A 20,397-nucleotide genomic window follows, 5' to 3' on the forward strand; every position below is an offset into this window, starting at 1 on the left:
GCGTCAGTACCATGAATAGATGACGATCGATTCATCGGTCCCGTTCGTCGCCGCGGGACTCATCGGAGGCTATGCCACAGCCCGATACACCGGGCGACGTGAGCTCGGAGGGGTTGTCCTCGCGGCGGCCGGAGTCGCCGCCGGGATGTCGTGGCGTTCCCGCGGCGCCGCCGTCACCGGCGGACTCACCGCGGCCTATCTCGGTGCGTTCGGCGCCTCGCATCCACTCGCCAAGAAACTCGGCGCCTGGCCGTCGGTGCTCGCCGTCACGGTGGCGGCGTCTGCCACCACAGCGGGCGTGCTCGCCGCAGTGGACGGGAAGCAGTGATGCGTCGCCCGACCAGGATGCTCGCCGTCGCCGGCCTGGCGTCGGTGGCGGTGTTCGCCGCCGCGTGCAGCAGCGGAGGCTCGACGCCTGATCCGGCGCCGGCGGCGAAGATCACCCTCGCCGACTCGACGGCGAAGCCGATCAACCCGACGACGCCGATCAGCGTTCGCGCCAGTCGAGGCGACCTCACGACGGTCACCGTCACCAACCGCAAGGGCAAAACCGTCAAGGGTACGTCGTCCGAAGGCGGCGAGGAGTGGCACACCACCGAGGACCTCGGTTACGGCACCACGTACACCGTCAAAGCGGATGCGGTGAACCCCGACGGCAAGCACACGCGACAGACGTTCACCGTGAAGACGATCGACCCCGACGACACGGCGTACGCGAACGTGGTCCCGGCACCGGAAGTGGTGTCCGAGGACGGCATCGGGGTCGGACAGCCGATGGTTTTCCAGTTCACCAAGCCGATCAAGAATCGCGCCGAAGTCGAGAAGCATCTTGTCGTCACCACTACGCCGAGCCAGCCCGGCGCCTGGTACTGGACCGACGATCAGAGCGTCCACTATCGCGCTAAGGACTACTGGAAGCCCGGAACCAAGATCCACATCGAGGCGAACGTCTACGGAGTCGACCTCGGCGACGGCGTCTACGGCGCCGAGGACAACGCGGTGGATTACAAGGTTCACGACTCGTGGGTGGCGAAAGCCGACGGCAACACCGAACAGCTCACGGTGTTCCACAACGGCGAACTCGTTCGCACGATGCCGATGAGCCTGGGCGAGCCGACTACTCCGTCGCACCGGGGTGTCCATGTGGTCTCGGAGCGCTCAGCGAGCACCGTGATGGATTCGTGCAGCTACGGCGTCTGCCAGGGTGATCCCGGCTACTACCGCGAGACCGTCTTCGACAATCTCCGGATCTCCAACGACGGTGAGTTCGTCCACGCGGCACCGTGGTCCGTGGGCCAGCAGGGATCGGCGAACGTCTCGCACGGCTGCGTCAATCTCAGCCCCGCCGACGCCAAATGGATGTACGACACGTTCCGGCTCGGCGACGTCGTCGAGATCTCCAACTCGGGTGGCGACGAGCTTCCGGTGTGGGACACCTACGGCGACTGGGCCGTCCCGTGGAAGGTGTGGAAGGCCGGCAACGCCTCCGCCTGAGGCGTCAGCCGCCGAGTGATGCGCGGTCCTCGTCGCCGAATGTGTCTTCGAGTGTGGCGGGTGAGTAGTCGAGATCGATCTCCTCGACGGGGCGTCCTCGGGCCGACTCGATCGCTCCGAGTCGGCGCTGGGCTCGATCGGCTGCGTAGGTCAGGAACTCGCTGTTGTCGATCCCGAACGGCGGCTTCTCGAACTGCTCGTTGACCCACGTGATCATCCCGAGAGCCATTGGCAGGAGCTCGCCCATCCGCTCGGTCACCGCGTCCCACAGGGTGTCGTCGGCGGCGACATGACGACGGCAGGTGAACGTGCCCCACGCCATGTGGCGGCGCTCGTCGTCGGAGATGTGTGAGATCAGGGACTGCATGCCCGGAAGGATGCCGCGCTCCACGCAGATCTTCTGCCAGGCGTAATACCCGGTCAGCGCCAGCGACCCCTCGACGACGTGGTTGTACGTGACGCTCGCGCGGATCTGATTGAGCGGCGACGGATCGGACGCGAGAATCCGCAACGACGCGGGCAGCTCGTCGTAGAACAACTGGCGGTAGTAGGGGTTCTCGGCGACGTAGGGGTGCAGGTCCTCGGTGAGGCCGACGGTGTCCATCCACAGCCGGAAACCTTGTGCGTGCTTGGCCTCCTCGAGGCAGAACTGAGCCAGGTACATCTCGTCGCCGAACCGTCCCTCGGCCGACATCGCCGACATGAACGGCTGGATGTCCTGGGTGACGGCTTCCTCACCCGCCACGAACTGCGCGACGAGAAACGTCGCGCTGCGGCGTTGGGTGTCGTCGAGAGCGGCCCAGTCGTCCGCGTCTCGGCTGAAGTCGAGTGCACCCGGGTCCCAGGCCTTTCCGTTGCCCTTGGTGAACAGTCGGAGGGGGAACGCGTCCCAGTGCAGTCCTCCGGCTCGCAGCGTCGAGAACCCTTGCCGGGCTTCGGAATCTGAATGGATGACGGTCATGAACGCGACCCTAGACCCGCCGCGAGCACGACGGGGCCGAATCTCAGCACTCGATGATGTTGACGGCGAGCCCCCCACGAGAGGTCTCCTTGTACTTGTCGCTCATGTCCGCGCCGGTCTCGCGCATCGTGGCGATCACACGATCCAGGCTCACGACGTGATGGCCGTCGTGATTGAGGGCGATTCGCGCGGCGGTGATCGCCTTGACCGCGGCCATCGCATTGCGTTCGATGCAGGGGATCTGCACGAGTCCGCCGATCGGATCGCATGTGAGTCCCAAGTTGTGCTCCATACCGATCTCGGCTGCGTTCTCGACCTGCGCCGGGGTGCCCCCGAGCAACTCGCACAGCGCTCCGGCGGCCATCGAGCACGCGGAACCGACCTCTCCCTGGCAGCCGACCTCGGCGCCGCTGATGGACGCGTTCTCCTTGAACAGCACGGCGATGGCGCCCGCCGTCAGGAGGAAACGTTCACAGTCGCCGACCTGGGCTCCGGGGACGAAGCGCATGTAATACGCGAGCACGGCCGGAACGATGCCTGCCGCGCCGTTCGTCGGCGCGGTCACGATCCGCCCGCCGGCGGCGTTCTCTTCGTTGACGGCGAGCGCAAACGCGGTCACCCAGTCGACGTGCCGGAGTGGATCGTCGGACGGTGACCGGGCCAGTCTGGCGTTGAGGGCGCCGGCTCGCCGCGGAACCCGTAGAGGTCCGGGAAGGGTGCCCTCGGCGTGCAGGCCGGAGTTGATGCAATCGTCCATCGCCGACCAGATGCGCCGGAGACCCGCCGACACCTCATCCGGAGAGCGGACCGCTTCCTCATCGACGCGCATCACCCCGCTGATCGGCAGGCCGGTCTCGCCGCAGCGTGCGAGGAGTTCGGCGGCCGTTCGAAAGGGCTGCGGGACATCGGTTTCGGCGGCCCGAACGGGTTCGTCGCCGACGACGAAGCCTCCGCCGATCGAGTACGACGTCGTCTCCTTCACCACCGTCCCGGTGTCGTCGAGCGCCGCGAACCGCATGCCGTTCGGATGACGCGGAAGGCTGCGGTCGCCGATCATCTCCACATCGAAGGCGACGGGGTGAGTGCCGCCGAGCAGCAGGCGTCCGGATGCGAAGGCTGAATCGGAACGAGGAACGACGACACCGGGGTCGACAGTCTTCGGTCGCTCGCCTTCCAAGCCGAGCACGACTGCCCGATCGGACGAATGTCCGCGGCCCGTCGCGCCGAGGGATCCGTACAGCCCCACGTGAACGCGCACCACACGAGGGTCGTCTCCGACGGAGGCCGCGAAGTCGGCCGCCGCCCGCATCGGCCCCACGGTGTGTGAACTCGACGGTCCGACACCGATCGAGAACAGATCGAAGACGCTGATCATGGCCACTCCCTCGGCTTGTCGGGCTGGCATCGCCGAACCTCGATTGTGCATCAACTCGACGCGTCGGGTCACGAGATGCGGGCCGTCGTGTGCAGTTGGGATCGTTTCGGCGTGACGGGGCAAGTCGCCTCGATGAGACGTTTGCCTGGTGTCCTACGATCGGACGATGGAGCCAGGGCCGATCCAGATTCGGGGCGCGATCGTGCGCACGGTGGTCGTGGCTCTGTGGATGGCGGGCTGCGCGGGTGTCTTCGGCCACTCCATGACACACGCGCGCGCTGGGACCGCTGCCATCGCCCTCCTCGTCGGAATCCTCGCCGGTTTTCTGATCGACATCGCCTGGTTCGGCCCGGTGATCGGGATGGCCGGGATAGGTGCAGTCATCGGCGCGTCCTGGCTGATGCCATCACCTGCGGTGGTGCTCGGTGTCGGGATCGGTTCCATCCCGATCGTGGTCTGGGGCGTTCGCCTGGCTCGGCGACTGCGTCTTTACCGCGCCGGAGTCGCAGCGCGCGGGCGAGTCGTCATCTCGGACGGTCCCCACGGGCGCGAGGACACCCACGTCACCGTGCGTGACGACCGGTCTCCGCCGGTTGTGACGAACATTTCGTCACAACCGGCGGAAACTTATCGGTAGTGAGAGATCACCAGATCCGGACGCGCTCATCCGGCTCGAGGTACAGCTTGTCGCCGGGAGCGACGTCGAATGCCGAGTAGAACGCGTCGACGTTCCGGACGACGCCGTTGCAGCGGAACTCCGGCGGCGAATGCGGGTCGATGGACAGGCGACGGATCGCCTCGGCGTCACGGGTCTTGGTGCGCCAGATCTGTGCCCAGCTGAAGAACACCCGCTGCTGCCCGGTGAGGCCGTCGATGACGACCGGCGCGTCGTCGCCCTCCGTCGCGATGGTGTACGCGACGAGCGCGATGGAGAGTCCTCCGAGGTCGCCGATGTTCTCGCCGAGGGTGAACTCGCCGTTGACCTTGTACTTCGGGTCGAGGCCGTCGGGTGTGAACTCGCTGTACTGGCTCGCCAACGCAGCGGTCCGCTTGGCGAACTCGGCGCGGTCGTCGTCGGTCCACCAGTCGACGAGGTTGCCGTCGCCGTCGTACTTCGCGCCCTGATCGTCGAAACCGTGGCCGATCTCGTGACCGATCACCGCGCCGATGCCTCCGTAGTTGGCCGCGTCGTCGGCCTCGGGGTCGAAGAACGGGGGCTGCAGGATGGCGGCCGGGAAGACGATCTCGTTCATGCCGGGGTTGTAGTAGGCGTTCACCGTCTGCGGTGTCATGAACCATTCGTCGCGGTCCACCGGCTTGCCGATCTTCGCGAGTTCGCGAGTGGTCTCGAACGACGCGGCGCGACGCGAGTTTCCGATCAGGTCGGTCCGGTCGGCGGTGAGTGCCGAGTAGTCGATCCAGGCTGCCGGGTAGCCGATCTTGGGAGTGAAGCGATCGAGCTTGGCGAGGGCCTTCTCGCGCGTCGCGGGTGTCATCCACTCGAGGTCGGTGATGTTGCGGCGGTACGCCTCGACGAGGTTCGCGATCAATTCGTCCATCCGCGCTTTCGCGGCGGGCGGGAAGTGCTTCGCCACGTAGAGCTCGCCGACGGCGAATCCTGCCGCGGACTCGACGAAGCCCACGCCCCGCTTCCAGCGGTCCCGAATCTCCTCGGCACCGGTCAGAGTGGTGCCGTAGAAGCGGAAGTTCTCATCGACGAACGCACTCGACAACGACGGTGCGGCGGTGTGCAGCAGGTGCCACGTCAGCCACGCCTTCCAATCGTCGAGCGGGCGATCCGCGACGAGTGCGGCGGCGCCTTCGAGGAACGACGGTTGCGCGACGATGACCTCGGCGAACGTCTCGTCGTTCGGTGCGGCGAGGCCGTCGAGCCACGCTCCGACGTCGAATCCGGTGGCTCCGTCGGTGAATTCGGCGAGGGTCCGCAGGTTGTACGACGCCTCCGCATCACGGCGTCGAACCACGTCCCAGTGGTGGGACGCGATCTGGGTCTCGAGATCGACGACCGTGGTGGCGGCCGCGTCGGCGTCATCCACGCCTGCGAGGGCGAACATCGCGGCGACGTGCTCGCGGTACGCGGCGAGCGTCTCGGCGTGGTTCTCCTCGCGATAGTACGATTCGTCGGGCAGCCCGAGGCCGCGCTGCACCACGTGGACGAGGTACCGGTCGGACTGTCGGGCGTCGGTGTCGACGTACACGCCGAAGAGGCCTCCGACGCCGACTCGCTCGAGTGCGCCGAGCGTGTGGGCGAGCTCTGATGTCGAGGAGATCGCGCGAACTGCGTTCAGATCCTCGGAGATGGCGTCGAGCCCGAGTTCTTCGATGCGGTCGATGTCCATGAACGAGGCGTACAGGTCGCCGATCAGGGTCGACGTCGGGCCGGTCGGCGTCTCCGCGCATTCCTCGACGATGGCGCGGACATCGGCCTCGGCGTTGTCGCGCAGCACGTGGAACGCGCCGTCGATACTTCGGTCGCCGGGGATCTCATGGGTGTCGAGCCATCGGCCGTTGACGTGAGCGAAGAGGTCGTCGGCGATCCGAACTGAATCGTCCACCCATTCCAGATCGAGTCCCGAAGTCAGGTCGGTGCCACTGCGTTCGATAGTCACGCACTCCATAGTGCATGAGCGGCCGCGACTATTCCCCGAGCCGCTTCGACATCGCCCAGATGAGGACCTCCGAATCCGTGTTCGCCGTGGCCACGGTCCCGCTGAAATCGGTGGCGCGAAGTGCGTCGGACGACATCAGAGTCTCGCCTTCGACGCTGATCGAACCGGCTGCGACGAACAGATGAGTGAACCGGCCCGCGGGGACTGTGATGCTCTGGCCTGCGTTGAGCCGGGCCGCGTAGAGGGTTGCACCCGAATTGTTGATACGGATCGCCGAGTCGTGTGACGGAACGCCAGAAGCGACGGGAACCAGTGCCCCCGGCGCCAGGTCGGCGCCGATGTCGAGCTGGTCGTAGCCGGGATCGAGCCCGTACTCGTCGGGTGCGACCCACATCTGGACGAGGTGCACGGGTTCGTCACCGGTCTCGGCGTGGTCGTTGCGCTCGGAGTGCAGGATGCCTGTGCCCGCACTCATCCGCTGTGCGAGGCCTGGATGGATCACTCCGGTGTGTCCCTCGGAGTCCTGGTGGACGACGGAACCGGACAACACCCACGTGATGATCTCGGTCTCGGCGTGCGGGTGCGTGTCGAAGCCTTCGCCTGGAGCGATGACGTCCTCGTTGTGCACCATCAGCACGCCGTGGTGGGTGTTCGAGGGGTCGTAGTGGTCGCCGAAAGAGAAGCTGTGCGACGACGTCAACCAGTCCGTCGTCGTCGCTGCACGATCGGACGCACGCAGAATCGTCGGAGCCATGTCGCAATTATGGTCGCTCGGCGGACGGGTCGAGAACGGGTGTGGCGATGAACTGCGGGAACTGTTCGAATTCGGTACAGCGGAGTCTGTGCGTGAGAGGCTCGCCGACCAGCGCTGATGCGGAATCGTGACCGCATTGATCCTCGAATGTGAGGCTGTGACTGGTGAAACGCATGTGAAACGAGTGAAAATTGATGCATGGCGTGGAGGGGAACAAGAACAGTGAGCGCGGCGGCTGCTGTCGTCGTGGCGGTGGGGGTCGTGTCTGCCTGTGGTTCGGAGGAGACCACCGACGCGGGACGCGTGGCAGGGGAGTTCGCCGATGCCGTCGAACGGCTAGACGTCCAGGCGGCGTCGACGTTCACCAGCGCGCCGGCGCAAGCATCCGAAGCGCTCGCCGCGACCATTTCGGGAATGGACCCGCAGTCGGTGAGCACGTCGGTCGACAGTCCGGTCGAGTACAGCGACGGCACTGCGTCGTTCACCATGAAGACCACGTGGCGCTGGCAGGACGAGAGCTCATACGCCACCACGACATCGGGTACGGTCCGCAAACTGTCGAGCGGTTGGAAGGTCCAGTGGGATCCGAACCTCCTGTTCCAAGGACTGCCCGCAGGCGCGCGACTTCAGCGCATCCGCACCGACGCCAAACCCGCGCCGACGGTGGACAGCCGGACCGGCAAGCCGTTCATGCAGATGGAGCCCGTCAACGAGATCACGTTCGATCCGTCCGCGGCGGGCAAGAAGGTCGACGCCGCGATCTCCGCGCTGTCGGCGTCGATCCGGCCGATCGCGCCGCTCATCACCGCCCGGACCATTCGAGATGAGGTGGATCGGGCGCAGGGACAGCCGATCATCGCCGTCACCCTCCGGGACGAGGACATGAAGGTGCTCGCGTCCGATCCGGAACGCATCACCGGCGTGACCGTCCGCCGTACCGGTCGCCTCGTCATGAACGACCGTCGCCTCGAGAGCCCGCTCGAGGTCGGCCTCACCAACTACTGGAACGCGATCCGTGACGCCACCGCGGGTTGGCAGGTGCAGCTCGCGGCGCCGGGCGCGAAACCGCGGCGCCTCGCCGGCCAACAGGGCCCTCCCGGCAAGGACGTCGCCACGTCCATTGATCAGAACCAACAGCTTGTACTCGGCGATTCCGTCGTCGACGTCGCACAACCGGCGACCATGATGGTCTTCGACTCGATGTCGGGCGGCATTCTGGCCATGGCTCAGAACGACGCCGCCGCGGCGTCACGTGTCGAGGCCGGGCTCGGGTACGCCACCGGCAGCACCTTGAAGCCGGTCTTCGACGCGATCACCCGCGCCGTCCCCGGAGCGCAGGACGACACGCGCGAGGCGAACGACGTTCTTCATCACCTCGGGCTCGGAGTCACGTTTGTCGCGCCGGGTGTGAGCCTGCCGCGTCAGGTGTCGCCGACGGTGTCGACCGCGCGGTTCTCCCCGAACGACTTCACCGCGTCGATCCTGAACATGGGTGCGCTCGGTGTCGCTCTCGCCCGAGCCGACGCGGGGAAGGACAAGGCGGTGCCGCCGTTCGTCATCAAGGGTGCGACCACCAAGGTGAGCACCGGCGACCTCGGAACCCTCGACCGTGGGGTCGCGAAAGACGTGCTCGCGCAGATGTCGACGATCGCGCGCAAGGGAGACGCCAGCGACATCACTGGCGCCCCGGGACTGCGCGCCCTTGTCGGGACCAACGGGCCCAAGGGGCCGGGCTGGTTCGTCGGACTGCAAGGCGGCAAGGTGATCGTCGTGTACTGCGAGGGTGACAAGTCCGGAACCGCAGCCCTCCAGGTGGCGCAGAAGTACTTCCGGGTCTCGAAGAGCTGACCCGGGCTGTCAGCGACTGCGGCGGGCTTCAGAGAAGGCGGTCAAGGCGCGCCAGCCGATGAGCAGGACGCCCGTCGCGATCGTCGCGACGATGATGAACGAGACCGCGGTGCCCTGACCGGACACCACGCGGAGAATCATGCCGACGATCACCGTCGACACCCAGATCACCACGCCGCTCGGCACGATCCGCGACGGTAGGAACACGTCGGAGCGCGTGAGCGCGTATGCGACCGCCCAGCCGATCGCCGCGCCGATGAGGAACGGCCACAACGTGGTGAGGAATCCCGTCACCGATCCCGCCTCATCGTGACTGCGACGTCCGATGGCGACGAACACGACCAATGCGATCAGGTCGCATAATCCGGCGACGACGAGTGGACCGACAAGACCGCGAGACGGTGAAGCAGACTGGGACATGTCACTACGGTAGCGAGCCGCCCCGTTGCTCTTCGTCGTGGCCACCATTGGATTCGTCGGGGAGCCCCGACCCGCCTGCCCGATCCTGTTCCAGTTCGCGATCGAGACTGTCACCCGACTTGAAGGCGCCCCGATAACGAATTCCGATGACCACCCAGCCCACGACGGCCACGAGCACGTAGCTGATCATGCGGTAGATGAGGACGGCTGCGGTCGCGTCGCCGAGCGGGAGGCCCGACGAGGTGAGGGCTGATGCGATCGTCAGATCGACGACGCCGAGTCCGCCGGGCAACAGGGGAATGGCGGTACCCACGGCCTTGCCCGCCGCGTAGGCCACCATCAGGCCTGCGACGGACGGCTCGCTGCCGATCGCCCAGCACGCGAACGCCAGGCATGCGACGTCGGCGACCCAGTTGAAGAAGCTCCACGCGAACGCTTCGGCGCCGTCACGGCGGTTGAGGTGCACCGCTTGCAACTGGGTGAGCGTCAGGCGAAGTCGGGCGGTCCCGTGGTCGGCGGGCTTCTCGCGGATGTTGTTGATCCACCCCAGTACTCGCAGACCGATGGCCTCGAGCGACTGCGGGTGGCTGGCGAGGTACTGAGCCCCGATCGCAAAGGCGAGGAACCCGGCAACGCTGAAGATCACCGAGAAAGGGCTGGTCTTCGCGCCTGCGAGGAGGGCTCCGCCGAGGCCGAGCACGGCGAGTCCAGCGCCTGCGAGCAGTCCGGACATCACCAACTGCCACGATGCGACCACCGGGCTGGCGCCCCACTTTCGGCTCTCCCGGTAGATGAAGGCCGGGGAGAGGACTTGACCGCCCGGCATCGTCTGGGACACCGAGTTGGACGCGAGGATCACTGCGAGGGATTCACGCTGCTTCACGCGTACGCCTGCGGACCGCATCAGGACACGCTGCACCTGCGCGTAGCTGTCCATCGACAGGCCTGCGGCGACGATGCAGGCGAGCACCCACTCCCACTGGAGGTCACCGATCCGCGCCCACGTGTCCTTCAGCTTCGGCCAGATCAGGTATCCCTCGGTGCCGAGGATCACGATCACTACGACGATCAGTCCCCACCGAAGCCAGCGACGCCACGGCCGACGCTTTCCCGACGTAGCGTCGGGGGCGTCGGCCGTGGCGTCGTCAGACATGGAGTCCAGCCTAGGGCATGGGTCCTGTCAGTCCTGGTCCGACTGACGAGCGCGGCTTCGTCTCAGCAGTTCCTGGACGCTGATCTGGTTCCCTTCGTCACCGCGGTCGGGCCGCAGTTCCCGCGCCGCACGTGTCGCCGTCTGGTCCTCGACCGGCGGTGCCGGCGTCGGCGTGGGTGCCGGTGTCGGGCGCGGTTCGGGCGGAGCCTTCTGAGGTGTCGGTCGCTGCGGCGGAGCGGGCCGAGGGGCCTGCGCCGGACGCTGTGCCGGAGTCGGTCCCGACGGGGGCCGCGACGGCGCCTGCGGCCGTTGCTGCGGCGGCTGAACGGGCTGCTGGGGCTGAACGGGCTGCTGCGGCGGCGGACCGGCGGGACGACGGACCTGCGTCTGTGCCTGCGGCTGGGGACGGGGCGCCTGGGTCTTGGTCACGGTCACCGGAGGTTGAGGCGCCGACTCGGGTCCGTTCGCGGGACGTGGAGTCGGAGGCTTGGGTCGCAGGTCACGCGACGCCTGTCGGACGCCTCCCGCGCCCAGACGCCACGAGCCGGTGTCCGGACCGCTGCTCTTGCGTGCGGGCTCGACGGGGGCCTTCGGTGCGTCGTCGATCAGTTCGTCGAGAGTGCTCTCGACACCCGCCGGTTCGTCCGCCGTCCGGCTGCGCGGACCTCTCACCTCGCTCGTGTCGTCCGACGGTGCGCGGTCCACACTGATGCTCTTCATCGTTGTGGTCGGAGCCTCGGCCGCGGCCACAACGCCGCCCGAGCTGACAGCGGCCACCGCGTAACGCGTGTGCTCCTTCTCGTCCGGCTCGTCGGTCAGGATCGTCTCGCCGAGACCGATCTTCTGCTGAAGGCGCTGCATCCAGCGCGGCGACCACCAGCAGTCGTCGCCGAGCAGTTTCATCACGGACGGGACCAGCAGCATGCGGATGACGGTCGCGTCGAGGACCAGCGCCGCGATCATGCCGTACGCGATGTACTTCATCATCACGATGTCCGACAGGCCGAACGCGCCGGTCACCACCACCAGGATCGCGGCGGCGGCGGTGATGATGCCGCCCGTGTGCGCGGTACCGGTGCGGATCGCCTCGGTGGTGGACGCGCCGTTGTGTCTGGCCTCCACCATGCGAGACAACAGGAATATCTCGTAGTCGGTCGAGAGGCCGTAGATGATCGCGATGATCAACACCAGGATCGCGGCGAACAGCGGTCCCGGAGTGAAATTGGCGATCGACGAGCCGTTGCCGTCGATGAAGATCCAGGTCAGGATGCCGAGTGTCGACCCGAGGCCGAGCGCGGTCATCAGCGCCGCCTTGATCGGCAGGATGATCGAACCGAACGCCAGGAACATCAGCAGACCGGTCACCGACACCAACAGGATCGCCATGTACGGCAGCAATGCCATCAGCGAGTCGATCGAGTCCTGTGTCAGCGCAGGCGTGCCGGCCACGTAGACCGTCAGGCCACGGTGGTCGATGGCCCGCAGTTCCTTGATCGCCTCCGCCGCGGTGTCTCGATTGACCAGCCCCGCCGACATCTGAAGAACACCCTGGCCGGTCTCGTCGTCGCCGATGAATCCCTCCTGGGCACCTCCGTCGGCGTCCGGCGAGAACTTTTTCGTGAATCCGGGGATCTTGTTGGCGTCGTCGGCGATCGCCTGCAGACTGCCTGCGGCGTTCTCGTCGTTCGGGTCGTAGACGACGACCAGCTTGAGCTCTTCGGTGCGTTCGGTCGGGAACAGCTTGTCGAAATGCTCCTGAGCGACGCGGTTGGAGTTGTCCGGGGGGAGCAGCTTCTCGCTGAGGCCGCCGAATGCGATGTTGCCGAACGGGATGATCAGCGCGAGAAGCAGCAGCACGGTCGGGATCGCGGTTTTCAGCGGGTGCTTCATCACCCAGGTCGCGAGCTTGCCCCAGAAGCCGGCTTCGACTTCCTCGCGGGTCTTGGTGCGCTTGAGGAACGGGACGCTCAGTGCGTCGATGCGACGTCCGAGGATCGCCAGAATCGCCGGCAGGACGGTCACCGACAGGATGGCCGCCAGCCCGACCGACGCGATCGCGCCGTATGCGACCGACTTCAGGAAGGCTTGCGGGAACATCAGCAGGCAGGCGAGTGCTGCGACGATGATCGTCGCCGAGAACACGATCGTCTGGCCTGCGGTCATCACCGACCGTCTGACAGCGGCCTTGACCGTGTACCCCTCGGCGATCTCTTCGCGGAATCGACTGACCATGAACAGGCCGTAGTCGATGGCGATGCCGAGGCCGATGAGGGTGATGACCGATTGAGCGAAGATGTTGAGCTCGGTGGCCTGCGCGATGAGCTTGGTGATGCCGAGTGAACCGGCGATCGTGAGGCCACCGATGAAGACCGGCAGGATCGCGGCGACCACTCCGCCGAACACGAACAGCAGCATGATCGCGACGACCGGCAGCGCGATGATCTCGGCGCGTTTGATGTCGGCGTCCATGCCTTCGCTCATCGCGCCGGCGATGGGCTGAAGGCCTGCGAGTTCGAACTGGGTGCCGGGAAGGTCGTAGCGTTCGGCGAGGCCGTCGAAGAACGGCTCGATCTCCTTGTAGTTGTTCAGAATCGTCGTGTCGTCGTTGCCTGCGACACCGATCGAGACGAACCCGTGCTTACGGTCGGCGGTCCACATCCGCTCGCGTTTGATGTCCGCGGCGGCCTGATCGGCCGAGTTGTTGATCTTGTCGAACGGGCTGATCAGGCCGGCGTGGCCCTCATCGACCTCGCGACTCACCACGTTCGGGTGCTGCGCGACCAGATCGTCGACGATCTTCTGCATGGACGTGTTGAACGACTCGTCGTCGACAAGCGTCCCGTCGGGCGGGCTGACAAGCAGGATCACGTCGGATTTGTGATCTCGCCCCAATGCGGTGTCCGCGACGACGGAGCCTTTGACCGACTCCGAGTTGGGGTCGAACCAGCCGCTCTGCGACAAGTGCTTCGGCAAGTCCATGCCGTAGAGTCCGAGGCCGCCCATCAATGCGATGAGCACAGCGATGACGGTGTAGCGCATTCGGTACACGAATGAGCCGATCGATCCGAACACGCCGACTTCCTTCCTTGTCGCGGACACTCGAAATTCCGATTGTCGCAGGGTCGCCTGAGAAAATGCGGTAACTGCTACTTGAGCAAGGAACTGAGCGGACGGAACGGCGTGAGCCATGCGCCGTCGTCGGGCAGCGAGTCGAGGCTGATGCGCGGCAGCGGCTCCCGGAACACTCCGGGAATCTCCTCCAGGTCGACGAACTCCAGTTCATCGGCGGTGAGCGCCCAACTCGCGTGTTCACGGAAACCGACAACTGTGACCGGCACGCCCTCGGCAGCGAGTTCGAGCAGCGGCTCCCGGAACGCCTGCCCGTCGGCAGAGGCGATGATCACCCCGGCCAGGCCCGGTGTGTGCCTTCTCACCTGCAGGTGATCGAGCATGTCGTCGTCGACGTCGCTGTCTTCGGTCAGCTTCGGCTTCGCGAAGACGGCGTAGCCGACGTTCCGGAGAGCTTCGACCCACGGGCGCACCACATCGGCGCTTCCGGGGGCGATGTTCGTGAAGACCGTCGCCTCGGGTTCCACGTCCGAGCGGGTCGCGGCGCCGATCGCCGACGTGCGCTGCAGCATCCATCGGCCGAGCGCGTCGAACCGGGGACGGTGAGCCGCCGTCGGACGTCCGCCGAGCAGGCTGCCCAGACCCATGTCCATGTTGGGCGCGTCCCAGATGAGCAGGACGCGTTTCACGTCGCTCGTCCCGTTGATCGCATCGGCCTCGGGGTCGGTCATGCCTGATCCTCCTGGTTTCGATCGGTCTGCCGCGGGAACGGCTTGACGTAGACGAACTCGTTGACGTCACGGCCCTCCACCTGGGCTCGCCCTTCGAACTTAGTCGTCGGACGCTCCAAAAGGATCGGAGAATCGAAGGTCAACGGCACGACATGCGCGCGATCTGGCCGCTGGGTGGCCAGGAGTTCCGCGATCCACAGTGCGTAATCGGCGTGATCGGTCGCGATGTGCAGCACGCCGCCCGGCTTGAGCCGGTCTGCGATCAGCTCAATGGTTCCCGACTGCAGAAAACGCCGCTTGTGGTGGCGAGTCTTCGGCCACGGGTCCGGGAAGAACACTCGAACACCGGTCAGACTGTTCGGTGCGACGAGTTCACTGAAGACGACCGTCGCGTCGCCGCGGATCATCCGGACGTTCGTCAAGCCGCCGCGGTCGACGAGGCCGACCAACTGCGCGAGACCCGGCTGGTACACCTCGACCGCGACGACGTCGCTGTCGGGCTCCTCGGCGGCCATCGCGGCCGTCGAGATGCCCGTACCGCTGCCGACCTCGATGATCAGCGGCGCGTCGCGTCCGAACCACTCCTCGCGGTTCAATGGGGGCTCATCTGCGGCATTGTCGCCGGTCAGGAGGTCGCGGCCGAGTGTGGGCCACAGCGTCTCCCAGTTGTGCTTCTGACCGGTGGTCAGCGCGCCACGGCGGAAACGGAAGCTCGTCACGCGCGGGTAGAGGCGAGAGTTGTCCTGGTTCTCGTCGTTGTTCACCTCTATATGGTGTCGCATTCGAAAGCGCTGCAGGTAACCGACACCGCAGGTAGCGTCGAATTCGACCTTGGGGGAGGTGGTCTGCGGTGACCGTGGACGATGCAGTCGCACGAGCGTTGACGCGCCGGAACGCACCGCTGTCAGTTGCGGTCGGCGGACACGGACGTACAGGGAGGAGCACACTGGCCGCGGCGATCCGCGCTCGATTCCGGCTGCCCACAGTTGTGGCCGACGACGAAGGTCCACCGCCTGATGTCGACCTGACAATCCGAGTGATCGGAGCTCAGCCCCGCCGGTGTGACGTCGCCGCGGTCGCCTCCGGCGGCGCGATGATCGTCGTCGCGGGCAAAGCGGACCTGCGCGGCGACCCGCGCGCGCTCGCCGACATCGCCGCCCAGACACTCGGTGTGCCTGTGCTCCCGGTGTCGGGCCTGCTCGCCTCGGTGACCGTCGTTCCGGGCGACATGGCACTCCTCCGATCCGATCCGGTCGATCCCGACGTACTGCGGCGGTTCGGCGTCGAAGGCGTAGCCCGGGCACGCGAGCTCGGTGTGGTTTCCGCGGAGGTCTTGACAGCCCGGCTGAGAGAGGTCAGCGGGATCGACGCGGTCGCCGCCGCGATCAGATCGATGTCGACGGACATCGCTGCAGGTCGTGACCGCCGGATGCGTGCCGAACTGCGCCTGGCGGCAGCTCGAGCCGTCGATCGGGAGCTGGTCGAATCGGCGCTCGCGGGAGTCGCGTCGTGACCGGGGTGCTGATCCTCGCACTGGCCGGCGCCGAACCCGATCGTCTCGCGGACCTGCTGCGGAAGTCGGGTGTCGAGGTCGCGACGGAGGGCTACGGTGCTGCGATCGTCGCCGTCGACCTGTCGTCTGACATCGGTTTCGAGGAGCGCGCGATGCTCGATCGCCTGGCGAGTGAAGCCGTGCCGACGGCTCTCGTCGCGGGAGGTGTCCAGCGGCATCCCGACTGGCCGGAAGCGATGGCGCGCGCCCGTGAGGAACTCGATCCCGAGCGACACCTCGCGGTGTTCGCAGTGGCTACCGACGACGGAGGTGGAGTCGAGGCGCTCGTCGCCTGGTGCATGCAGCCGGACACTGGGCCGCCGGTCCGGCGACCGGACACCCCGACTCCCGTCGTCCGACTCGATGGGTCCGCGCGGCGATCCTCCGGGCCGCCGCGGGCGGACCGCCTGGCAGGCCTGCGTGCGGGTGTGGCCGCGGCGCGGACTGAGACGGTCACCGCGGCTCGTGAGTCGGTGCAGGCGCTCGCGGTGGCCGCCGATCGTGCATGCGGAACTCTCGGACGGCGGGACGCTGCGGCGTACACGGCCTGGCTCACCGATTCGATCAGCACCGTCGAGCTCTCCGCCGAAGCCGAGCTCGACGATCGCCTCCATCAAGTACGGAGAGTCGCGACGATCGGGCTGACCGGTGTGGATGCGGGGCAGATGGCGTCCGAGCCGGCGCTGCGTCCGCCTCCGCCGCCGCTTCACCGGACAGCGGGAGGTGAGGACGCCGTCGTCCTCCTGCTCGGCGTGAGCGCGGGCTTCGGCATCGGGCGGATGCTCGTCGCCCCGATCGTCGACGGCTGGTTTCTCGGTGGGCTCGTCACCGCTGCGGTCGGGCTCGCGATCTCCGCATGGATCGTCGGAGTCCGGCGCACAGCGGCGGTGCGGGCTGCCCTTCGACGCTGGACCGCCGATACCGTCGGCTTGTCGAGGACTGCCCTCGAACATCGCCTCGTGGCCCGGGTCGGGACTGTCGAAGCGCATGTCAGCCGCGAGATATGGAACCGAATGCCGTCCCGGCGCGTCTAACCTTAAGAGGAGAGATGTGAAGTGGGTCGAGGGGAACGGCTGGGAGGGTGCGGATGGAGGACTGGTTCGTCTCCGGCTCCGGCGACGCCCCCGTGGGCCCCGCCGATTCGCTCTGGACCTACGAGGACGGCTCCCTGTGGGACCTCGGCCCGGCGGACTTCGACGCGGACGGTGACGGGACGCCGGAGTCGCGCGCAAGCGAACTCGACGGCGACCAGGTCCTGTTGTCCGACACCGACGGTGACGGGCGGGTCGACCGTGTCACGACGCTGCACACGGACGGCACGGTCGACGTGGCTGACGTGACCGCGGAGCGTCTCCCATGGAGTCCTACGTCACTAGGTCGGTTGGAGTGACGAATTCCTCGCTGTACCGACTGCCGGATGTCCGTTAGGGGCGCGTACCCTGTGTACAACTGCGCCCGGTGAGCAACGGTGCGCAGGCATCGCCGTTACCAAGGAGCTCCGCATGACCGCTGCGACCATTCCCGGCCTCGAACCCGGGAACGCCCCGACCAATCACCCCGGGCTGCTCGCCTGGGTCGCCGAAGTCGCCGAACTGACGCAGCCGGATCGGGTCGTCTGGTCGGACGGCAGCGACGAGGAGTGGGACCGACTCACCGCACAGCTGGTCGAGGCCGGCACCATGGTGAAGCTGAACGACGAGAAGAAGCCGAACTCGTTCCTGGCTCTCTCCGACCCCGCCGACGTCGCCCGCGTCGAATCGCGCACCTTCATCTGCTCCAAGACAGAAGAAGCCGCCGGGCCCACCAACAACTGGGTGGACCCGGACGAGATGCGCGCCACCATGACGGATCTGTACCGCGGCTCGATGCGTGGGCGCACCATGTTCGTGGTGCCTTTCTGCATGGGCCCGCTCGGTTCCGACGACCCGAAGCTCGGTGTTGAGCTGACCGACTCCGAGTACGTCGTCCTGTCGATGCGAATCATGACTCGCGTCGGCCCCGAGGTCCTCAAGACCCTCGGCGACGACGGCTTCTTCGTGAAGGCGCTCCACTCGGTCGGCGCGCCCCTCGAGCCGGGACAGGCCGATGTGCCCTGGCCGTGCAACCCTGAGAAGTACATCGTCCAATTCCCCGAAGACCGTGTCATCTGGTCGTACGGTTCGGGCTACGGCGGCAACGCGCTCCTCGGCAAGAAGTGCTACGCACTGCGCATCGCGTCGGCGATGGCCCACGACGAGGGCTGGCTGGCCGAGCACATGCTCATCCTCAAGCTCATCTCGCCCGAAGACAAGGTGTACTACGTCGCCGCCGCGTTCCCGTCGGCCTGCGGCAAGACCAACCTCGCGATGATCCTGCCGACCCTCCCGGGCTGGCGCGCCGAGACCGTCGGCGACGACATCGCCTGGATGCGCTTCGGCAAGGACGGCCGCCTCTACGCGGTGAACCCCGAATTCGGCTTCTTCGGTGTCGCCCCCGGAACCGGCATGGACTCGAACCCGACCGCCATGGAGACCATCGAGGTCGGCAACACGCTCTACACGAACGTGGCCCGCACCGACGACAACGACGTCTGGTGGGAGGGCATCGGCGATGCCCCCGATCACCTCATCGACTGGCGTGGCAACGACTGGACGCCGGACTCCGCAGACAAGGCCGCACACCCGAACTCGCGCTACTGCACGCCGATGTCGCAGTGCCCGACCCTCGCCCCCGAGTGGGACGACCCGCAGGGCGTGCCGATCTCGGCGATCCTGTTCGGCGGACGCCGCAAGACCACCGTTCCGCTGGTCACCGAGGCTCGTGACTGGGAGCACGCCGTGTTCATGGGCGCGACCGTCGGCTCTGAGCAGACCGCTGCCGCTGAAGGCAAGGTCGGCTCCACCCGCCGCGACCCGATGGCGATGCTGCCGTTCCTCGGCTACCACGTCGGCGACTACTTCGAGCACTGGCTGAACATCGGTCGCACCGAGGGCGCTCAGATGCCGCACGTGTTCTACGTCAACTGGTTCCGTCGTGGCGAAGACGGCCGCTTCCTGTGGCCCGGATTCGGCGAGAACAGCCGCGTCCTCAAGTGGATGGTCGACCGCATCGAGGGCAACGTCGAAGGTGTCGACACCCCGATCGGCATCGTCGCCAAGCCCGAGGAACTGGACCTGACCGGTCTGGACGTCTCGGAAGCCGATGTCGCCGAGGCCCTCGCGGTGAACGTCGACGAATGGCGCAACGAGATCCCGAGCATCGAAGAGTGGTTCGACTTCGTCGGCGACAAGCTCCCCGCAGAGCTCACCGCTCAGCTCGACGTCCTCCGCGGACGTCTCGGCTGACGCGAGCAACGCTGTAACCAGAAGGCCTTTCGACTCGCAAGCTCGCTCAAGGAGCAGGGTAAGCCGCCCGCCCCACGGAGCAGGTAAGCCGCCCGCCCCACGGAGCAGGTGGCAGTCCGCTCCCCACCTGCTCCTGGAGTAGGGCGAGCTCCCCACCTGCTCCTGGAGTAGGGCGAGCTCTCCGCCTGCTCCTTGAGCGAGCGGAGCGAGTCGAAAGGTCTTCTGTCTTTCTCCGGGACGACGTCAGGGTCAATCCTGATAGCGCGGGCCCGAGATGTTTGGAAACCTGTTCGGTATGACACACGCAGCCTCAGACAAGGCCCAGCAGGTCGCCGCACGCGCCGACGGGTTGACGAAGACATACGGGTCGGGTGACACCGTCGTGCACGCTCTGCGCGGCGTGTCCATCGGCTTCCAGACAGGGCAGTTCACGGCCATCATGGGACCGTCGGGTTCGGGGAAGTCGACCCTGATGCACTGCCTGGCCGGGCTCGACACCGCGTCGGAAGGCAGCGTCCGGATCGGCGACGTGGAACTCGCGGGCCTGAACGACAAAGAGATGACCAAACTGCGACGTGACCGCATCGGGTTCGTGTTCCAGGCGTTCAACCTGGTTCCCACCCTGACCGCGGAGGAGAACATCACGCTCCCGCAGGGCATCGCAGGCCGCAAGGTCGACGAGGACTGGTTCTCGACGGTGGTCGACCGACTCGGCATTCGGGACCGCCTCGCGCATCGACCGAGCGAACTGTCCGGCGGTCAGCAGCAGCGTGTGGCGTGCGCACGTGCACTCGTGGGACGGCCCGACATCATCTTCGGCGACGAGCCGACCGGCAACCTCGACTCGCGGTCGTCCGGTGAGGTCCTCGACATCCTGCGTGCGGCCACCGACGAGTTCGGGCAGACGGTCGTCATCGTCACGCACGACCCGCGGGCCGCGGCCTACGCGGACCGCGTGGTGTTCCTCGCCGACGGCCAGTTCGTGCAGGAGCTGTTCTCGCCGTCCGCCGACGACGTCTTCGAAGTGATGAAGAACCTCGATGGTGCGGGCGGCTCTACCAGCGCGGGAGCGCAGTGATCATGGGAT

Annotated in this window: 18 protein-coding genes; 9 read left to right on the top strand and 9 right to left on the bottom strand. The window is 66.7% G+C overall.

The window, feature by feature from the left end:
• Positions 1–19: 19 nt before the first annotated feature.
• Both WFK36_RS18905 and WFK36_RS18910 read left to right on the top strand, forming a co-directional pair.
• A complete protein-coding gene (locus tag WFK36_RS18905; protein WP_008377105.1) occupies positions 20–328 on the top strand; it encodes a hypothetical protein in 309 nt (102 codons plus the stop codon).
• Positions 328–1,494 carry a L,D-transpeptidase gene (locus WFK36_RS18910; RefSeq protein WP_336793538.1) on the top strand — a complete coding sequence of 389 codons (1,167 nt, stop codon included), beginning with the start codon at positions 328–330 and terminating at the stop codon, positions 1,492–1,494. The genes WFK36_RS18905 and WFK36_RS18910 overlap by 1 nt, the downstream gene beginning before the upstream one ends.
• A 4-nt stretch (positions 1,495–1,498) precedes the next feature.
• On the opposite strand, the gene WFK36_RS18915 is transcribed toward WFK36_RS18910, so the two are convergent.
• Together WFK36_RS18915 and WFK36_RS18920 are read right to left on the bottom strand one after the other, a co-directional pair.
• Positions 1,499–2,455, bottom strand: a complete 957-nt coding sequence (locus tag WFK36_RS18915) for a R2-like ligand-binding oxidase (RefSeq protein ID WP_336793540.1) — start codon at positions 2,453–2,455, stop codon at positions 1,499–1,501.
• Between the two features lie 43 nt (positions 2,456–2,498).
• Complete coding sequence (locus tag WFK36_RS18920) at positions 2,499–3,860, bottom strand: L-serine ammonia-lyase (RefSeq protein WP_336793541.1); 1,362 nt, start codon at positions 3,858–3,860, stop codon at positions 2,499–2,501.
• 136 nt (positions 3,861–3,996) lie between these two features.
• Between WFK36_RS18920 and WFK36_RS18925 the strand changes: the two genes are divergently transcribed.
• The gene (locus tag WFK36_RS18925; RefSeq protein WP_336793543.1) at positions 3,997–4,467 is read left to right on the top strand and encodes a hypothetical protein; all 471 of its coding nucleotides are present in this window, start codon (positions 3,997–3,999) and stop codon (positions 4,465–4,467) included.
• A gap of 7 nt (positions 4,468–4,474) precedes the next feature.
• Here the strand turns inward: WFK36_RS18925 and WFK36_RS18930 are convergent, their stop codons facing one another.
• Both WFK36_RS18930 and WFK36_RS18935 read right to left on the bottom strand, forming a co-directional pair.
• Positions 4,475–6,469, bottom strand: a complete 1,995-nt coding sequence (locus WFK36_RS18930) for a M13 family metallopeptidase (protein WP_336793544.1) — start codon at positions 6,467–6,469, stop codon at positions 4,475–4,477.
• Between the two features lie 19 nt (positions 6,470–6,488).
• A complete protein-coding gene (locus tag WFK36_RS18935) occupies positions 6,489–7,214 on the bottom strand; it encodes a pirin family protein (RefSeq protein ID WP_336793545.1) in 726 nt (241 codons plus the stop codon).
• 198 nt (positions 7,215–7,412) lie between these two features.
• Between WFK36_RS18935 and WFK36_RS18940 the strand changes: the two genes are divergently transcribed.
• Positions 7,413–9,062, top strand: coding sequence for an NTF2-like N-terminal transpeptidase domain-containing protein (locus WFK36_RS18940; protein ID WP_040519539.1), 1,650 nt, complete (start codon positions 7,413–7,415; stop codon positions 9,060–9,062).
• 9 nt (positions 9,063–9,071) lie between these two features.
• Here WFK36_RS18940 and WFK36_RS18945 read toward each other — a convergent pair whose 3' ends face one another.
• The 5 genes from WFK36_RS18945 to trmB all read right to left on the bottom strand — a co-directional run bounded on the left by WFK36_RS18945 (position 9,072) and on the right by trmB (position 15,217).
• The gene (locus tag WFK36_RS18945) at positions 9,072–9,482 is read right to left on the bottom strand and encodes a DUF3054 domain-containing protein (RefSeq protein ID WP_336793547.1); all 411 of its coding nucleotides are present in this window, start codon (positions 9,480–9,482) and stop codon (positions 9,072–9,074) included.
• Positions 9,483–9,486: 4 nt separating this feature from the next.
• A complete protein-coding gene (locus tag WFK36_RS18950; RefSeq protein ID WP_336793548.1) occupies positions 9,487–10,635 on the bottom strand; it encodes a lysylphosphatidylglycerol synthase transmembrane domain-containing protein in 1,149 nt (382 codons plus the stop codon).
• 27 nt (positions 10,636–10,662) lie between these two features.
• On the bottom strand, positions 10,663–13,707 hold the full coding sequence (locus WFK36_RS18955) for an MMPL family transporter (protein WP_336793549.1): 3,045 nt from the start codon (positions 13,705–13,707) through the stop codon (positions 10,663–10,665).
• A 74-nt stretch (positions 13,708–13,781) separates the two neighbouring features.
• The gene (locus WFK36_RS18960) at positions 13,782–14,435 is read right to left on the bottom strand and encodes an NYN domain-containing protein (RefSeq protein WP_008377123.1); all 654 of its coding nucleotides are present in this window, start codon (positions 14,433–14,435) and stop codon (positions 13,782–13,784) included.
• Positions 14,432–15,217 (bottom strand): tRNA (guanosine(46)-N7)-methyltransferase TrmB, encoded by a 786-nt coding sequence (gene trmB / locus WFK36_RS18965; RefSeq protein ID WP_040519540.1) that lies wholly within the window; start codon positions 15,215–15,217, stop codon positions 14,432–14,434. Before trmB ends, WFK36_RS18960 begins: the two co-directional genes overlap by 4 nt.
• Before the next feature lie 68 nt (positions 15,218–15,285).
• Between trmB and WFK36_RS18970 the strand changes: the two genes are divergently transcribed.
• The 5 genes from WFK36_RS18970 to WFK36_RS18990 all read left to right on the top strand — a co-directional run bounded on the left by WFK36_RS18970 (position 15,286) and on the right by WFK36_RS18990 (position 20,388).
• Entirely contained in the window at positions 15,286–15,948 is a 663-nt protein-coding gene (locus tag WFK36_RS18970) for a hypothetical protein (protein ID WP_336793550.1), read from the top strand.
• Positions 15,945–17,021: a hypothetical protein gene (locus WFK36_RS18975; RefSeq protein WP_336793552.1), complete on the top strand. Its 1,077-nt coding sequence runs from the start codon at positions 15,945–15,947 to the stop codon at positions 17,019–17,021. The genes WFK36_RS18970 and WFK36_RS18975 overlap by 4 nt, the downstream gene beginning before the upstream one ends.
• Before the next feature lie 53 nt (positions 17,022–17,074).
• Positions 17,075–17,377 (top strand): DUF6802 family protein, encoded by a 303-nt coding sequence (locus WFK36_RS18980; RefSeq protein WP_336793553.1) that lies wholly within the window; start codon positions 17,075–17,077, stop codon positions 17,375–17,377.
• Positions 17,378–17,489: 112 nt separating this feature from the next.
• Positions 17,490–19,310, top strand: a complete 1,821-nt coding sequence (locus WFK36_RS18985) for a phosphoenolpyruvate carboxykinase (GTP) (protein ID WP_008377131.1) — start codon at positions 17,490–17,492, stop codon at positions 19,308–19,310.
• A 295-nt stretch (positions 19,311–19,605) separates the two neighbouring features.
• Complete coding sequence (locus WFK36_RS18990) at positions 19,606–20,388, top strand: ABC transporter ATP-binding protein (RefSeq protein WP_052005325.1); 783 nt, start codon at positions 19,606–19,608, stop codon at positions 20,386–20,388.
• Positions 20,389–20,397: the final 9 nt, after the last annotated feature.

This window comes from Gordonia malaquae, from assembly GCF_037148075.1.
Taxonomy (GTDB): Bacteria; Actinomycetota; Actinomycetes; order Mycobacteriales; family Mycobacteriaceae; genus Gordonia; species Gordonia malaquae.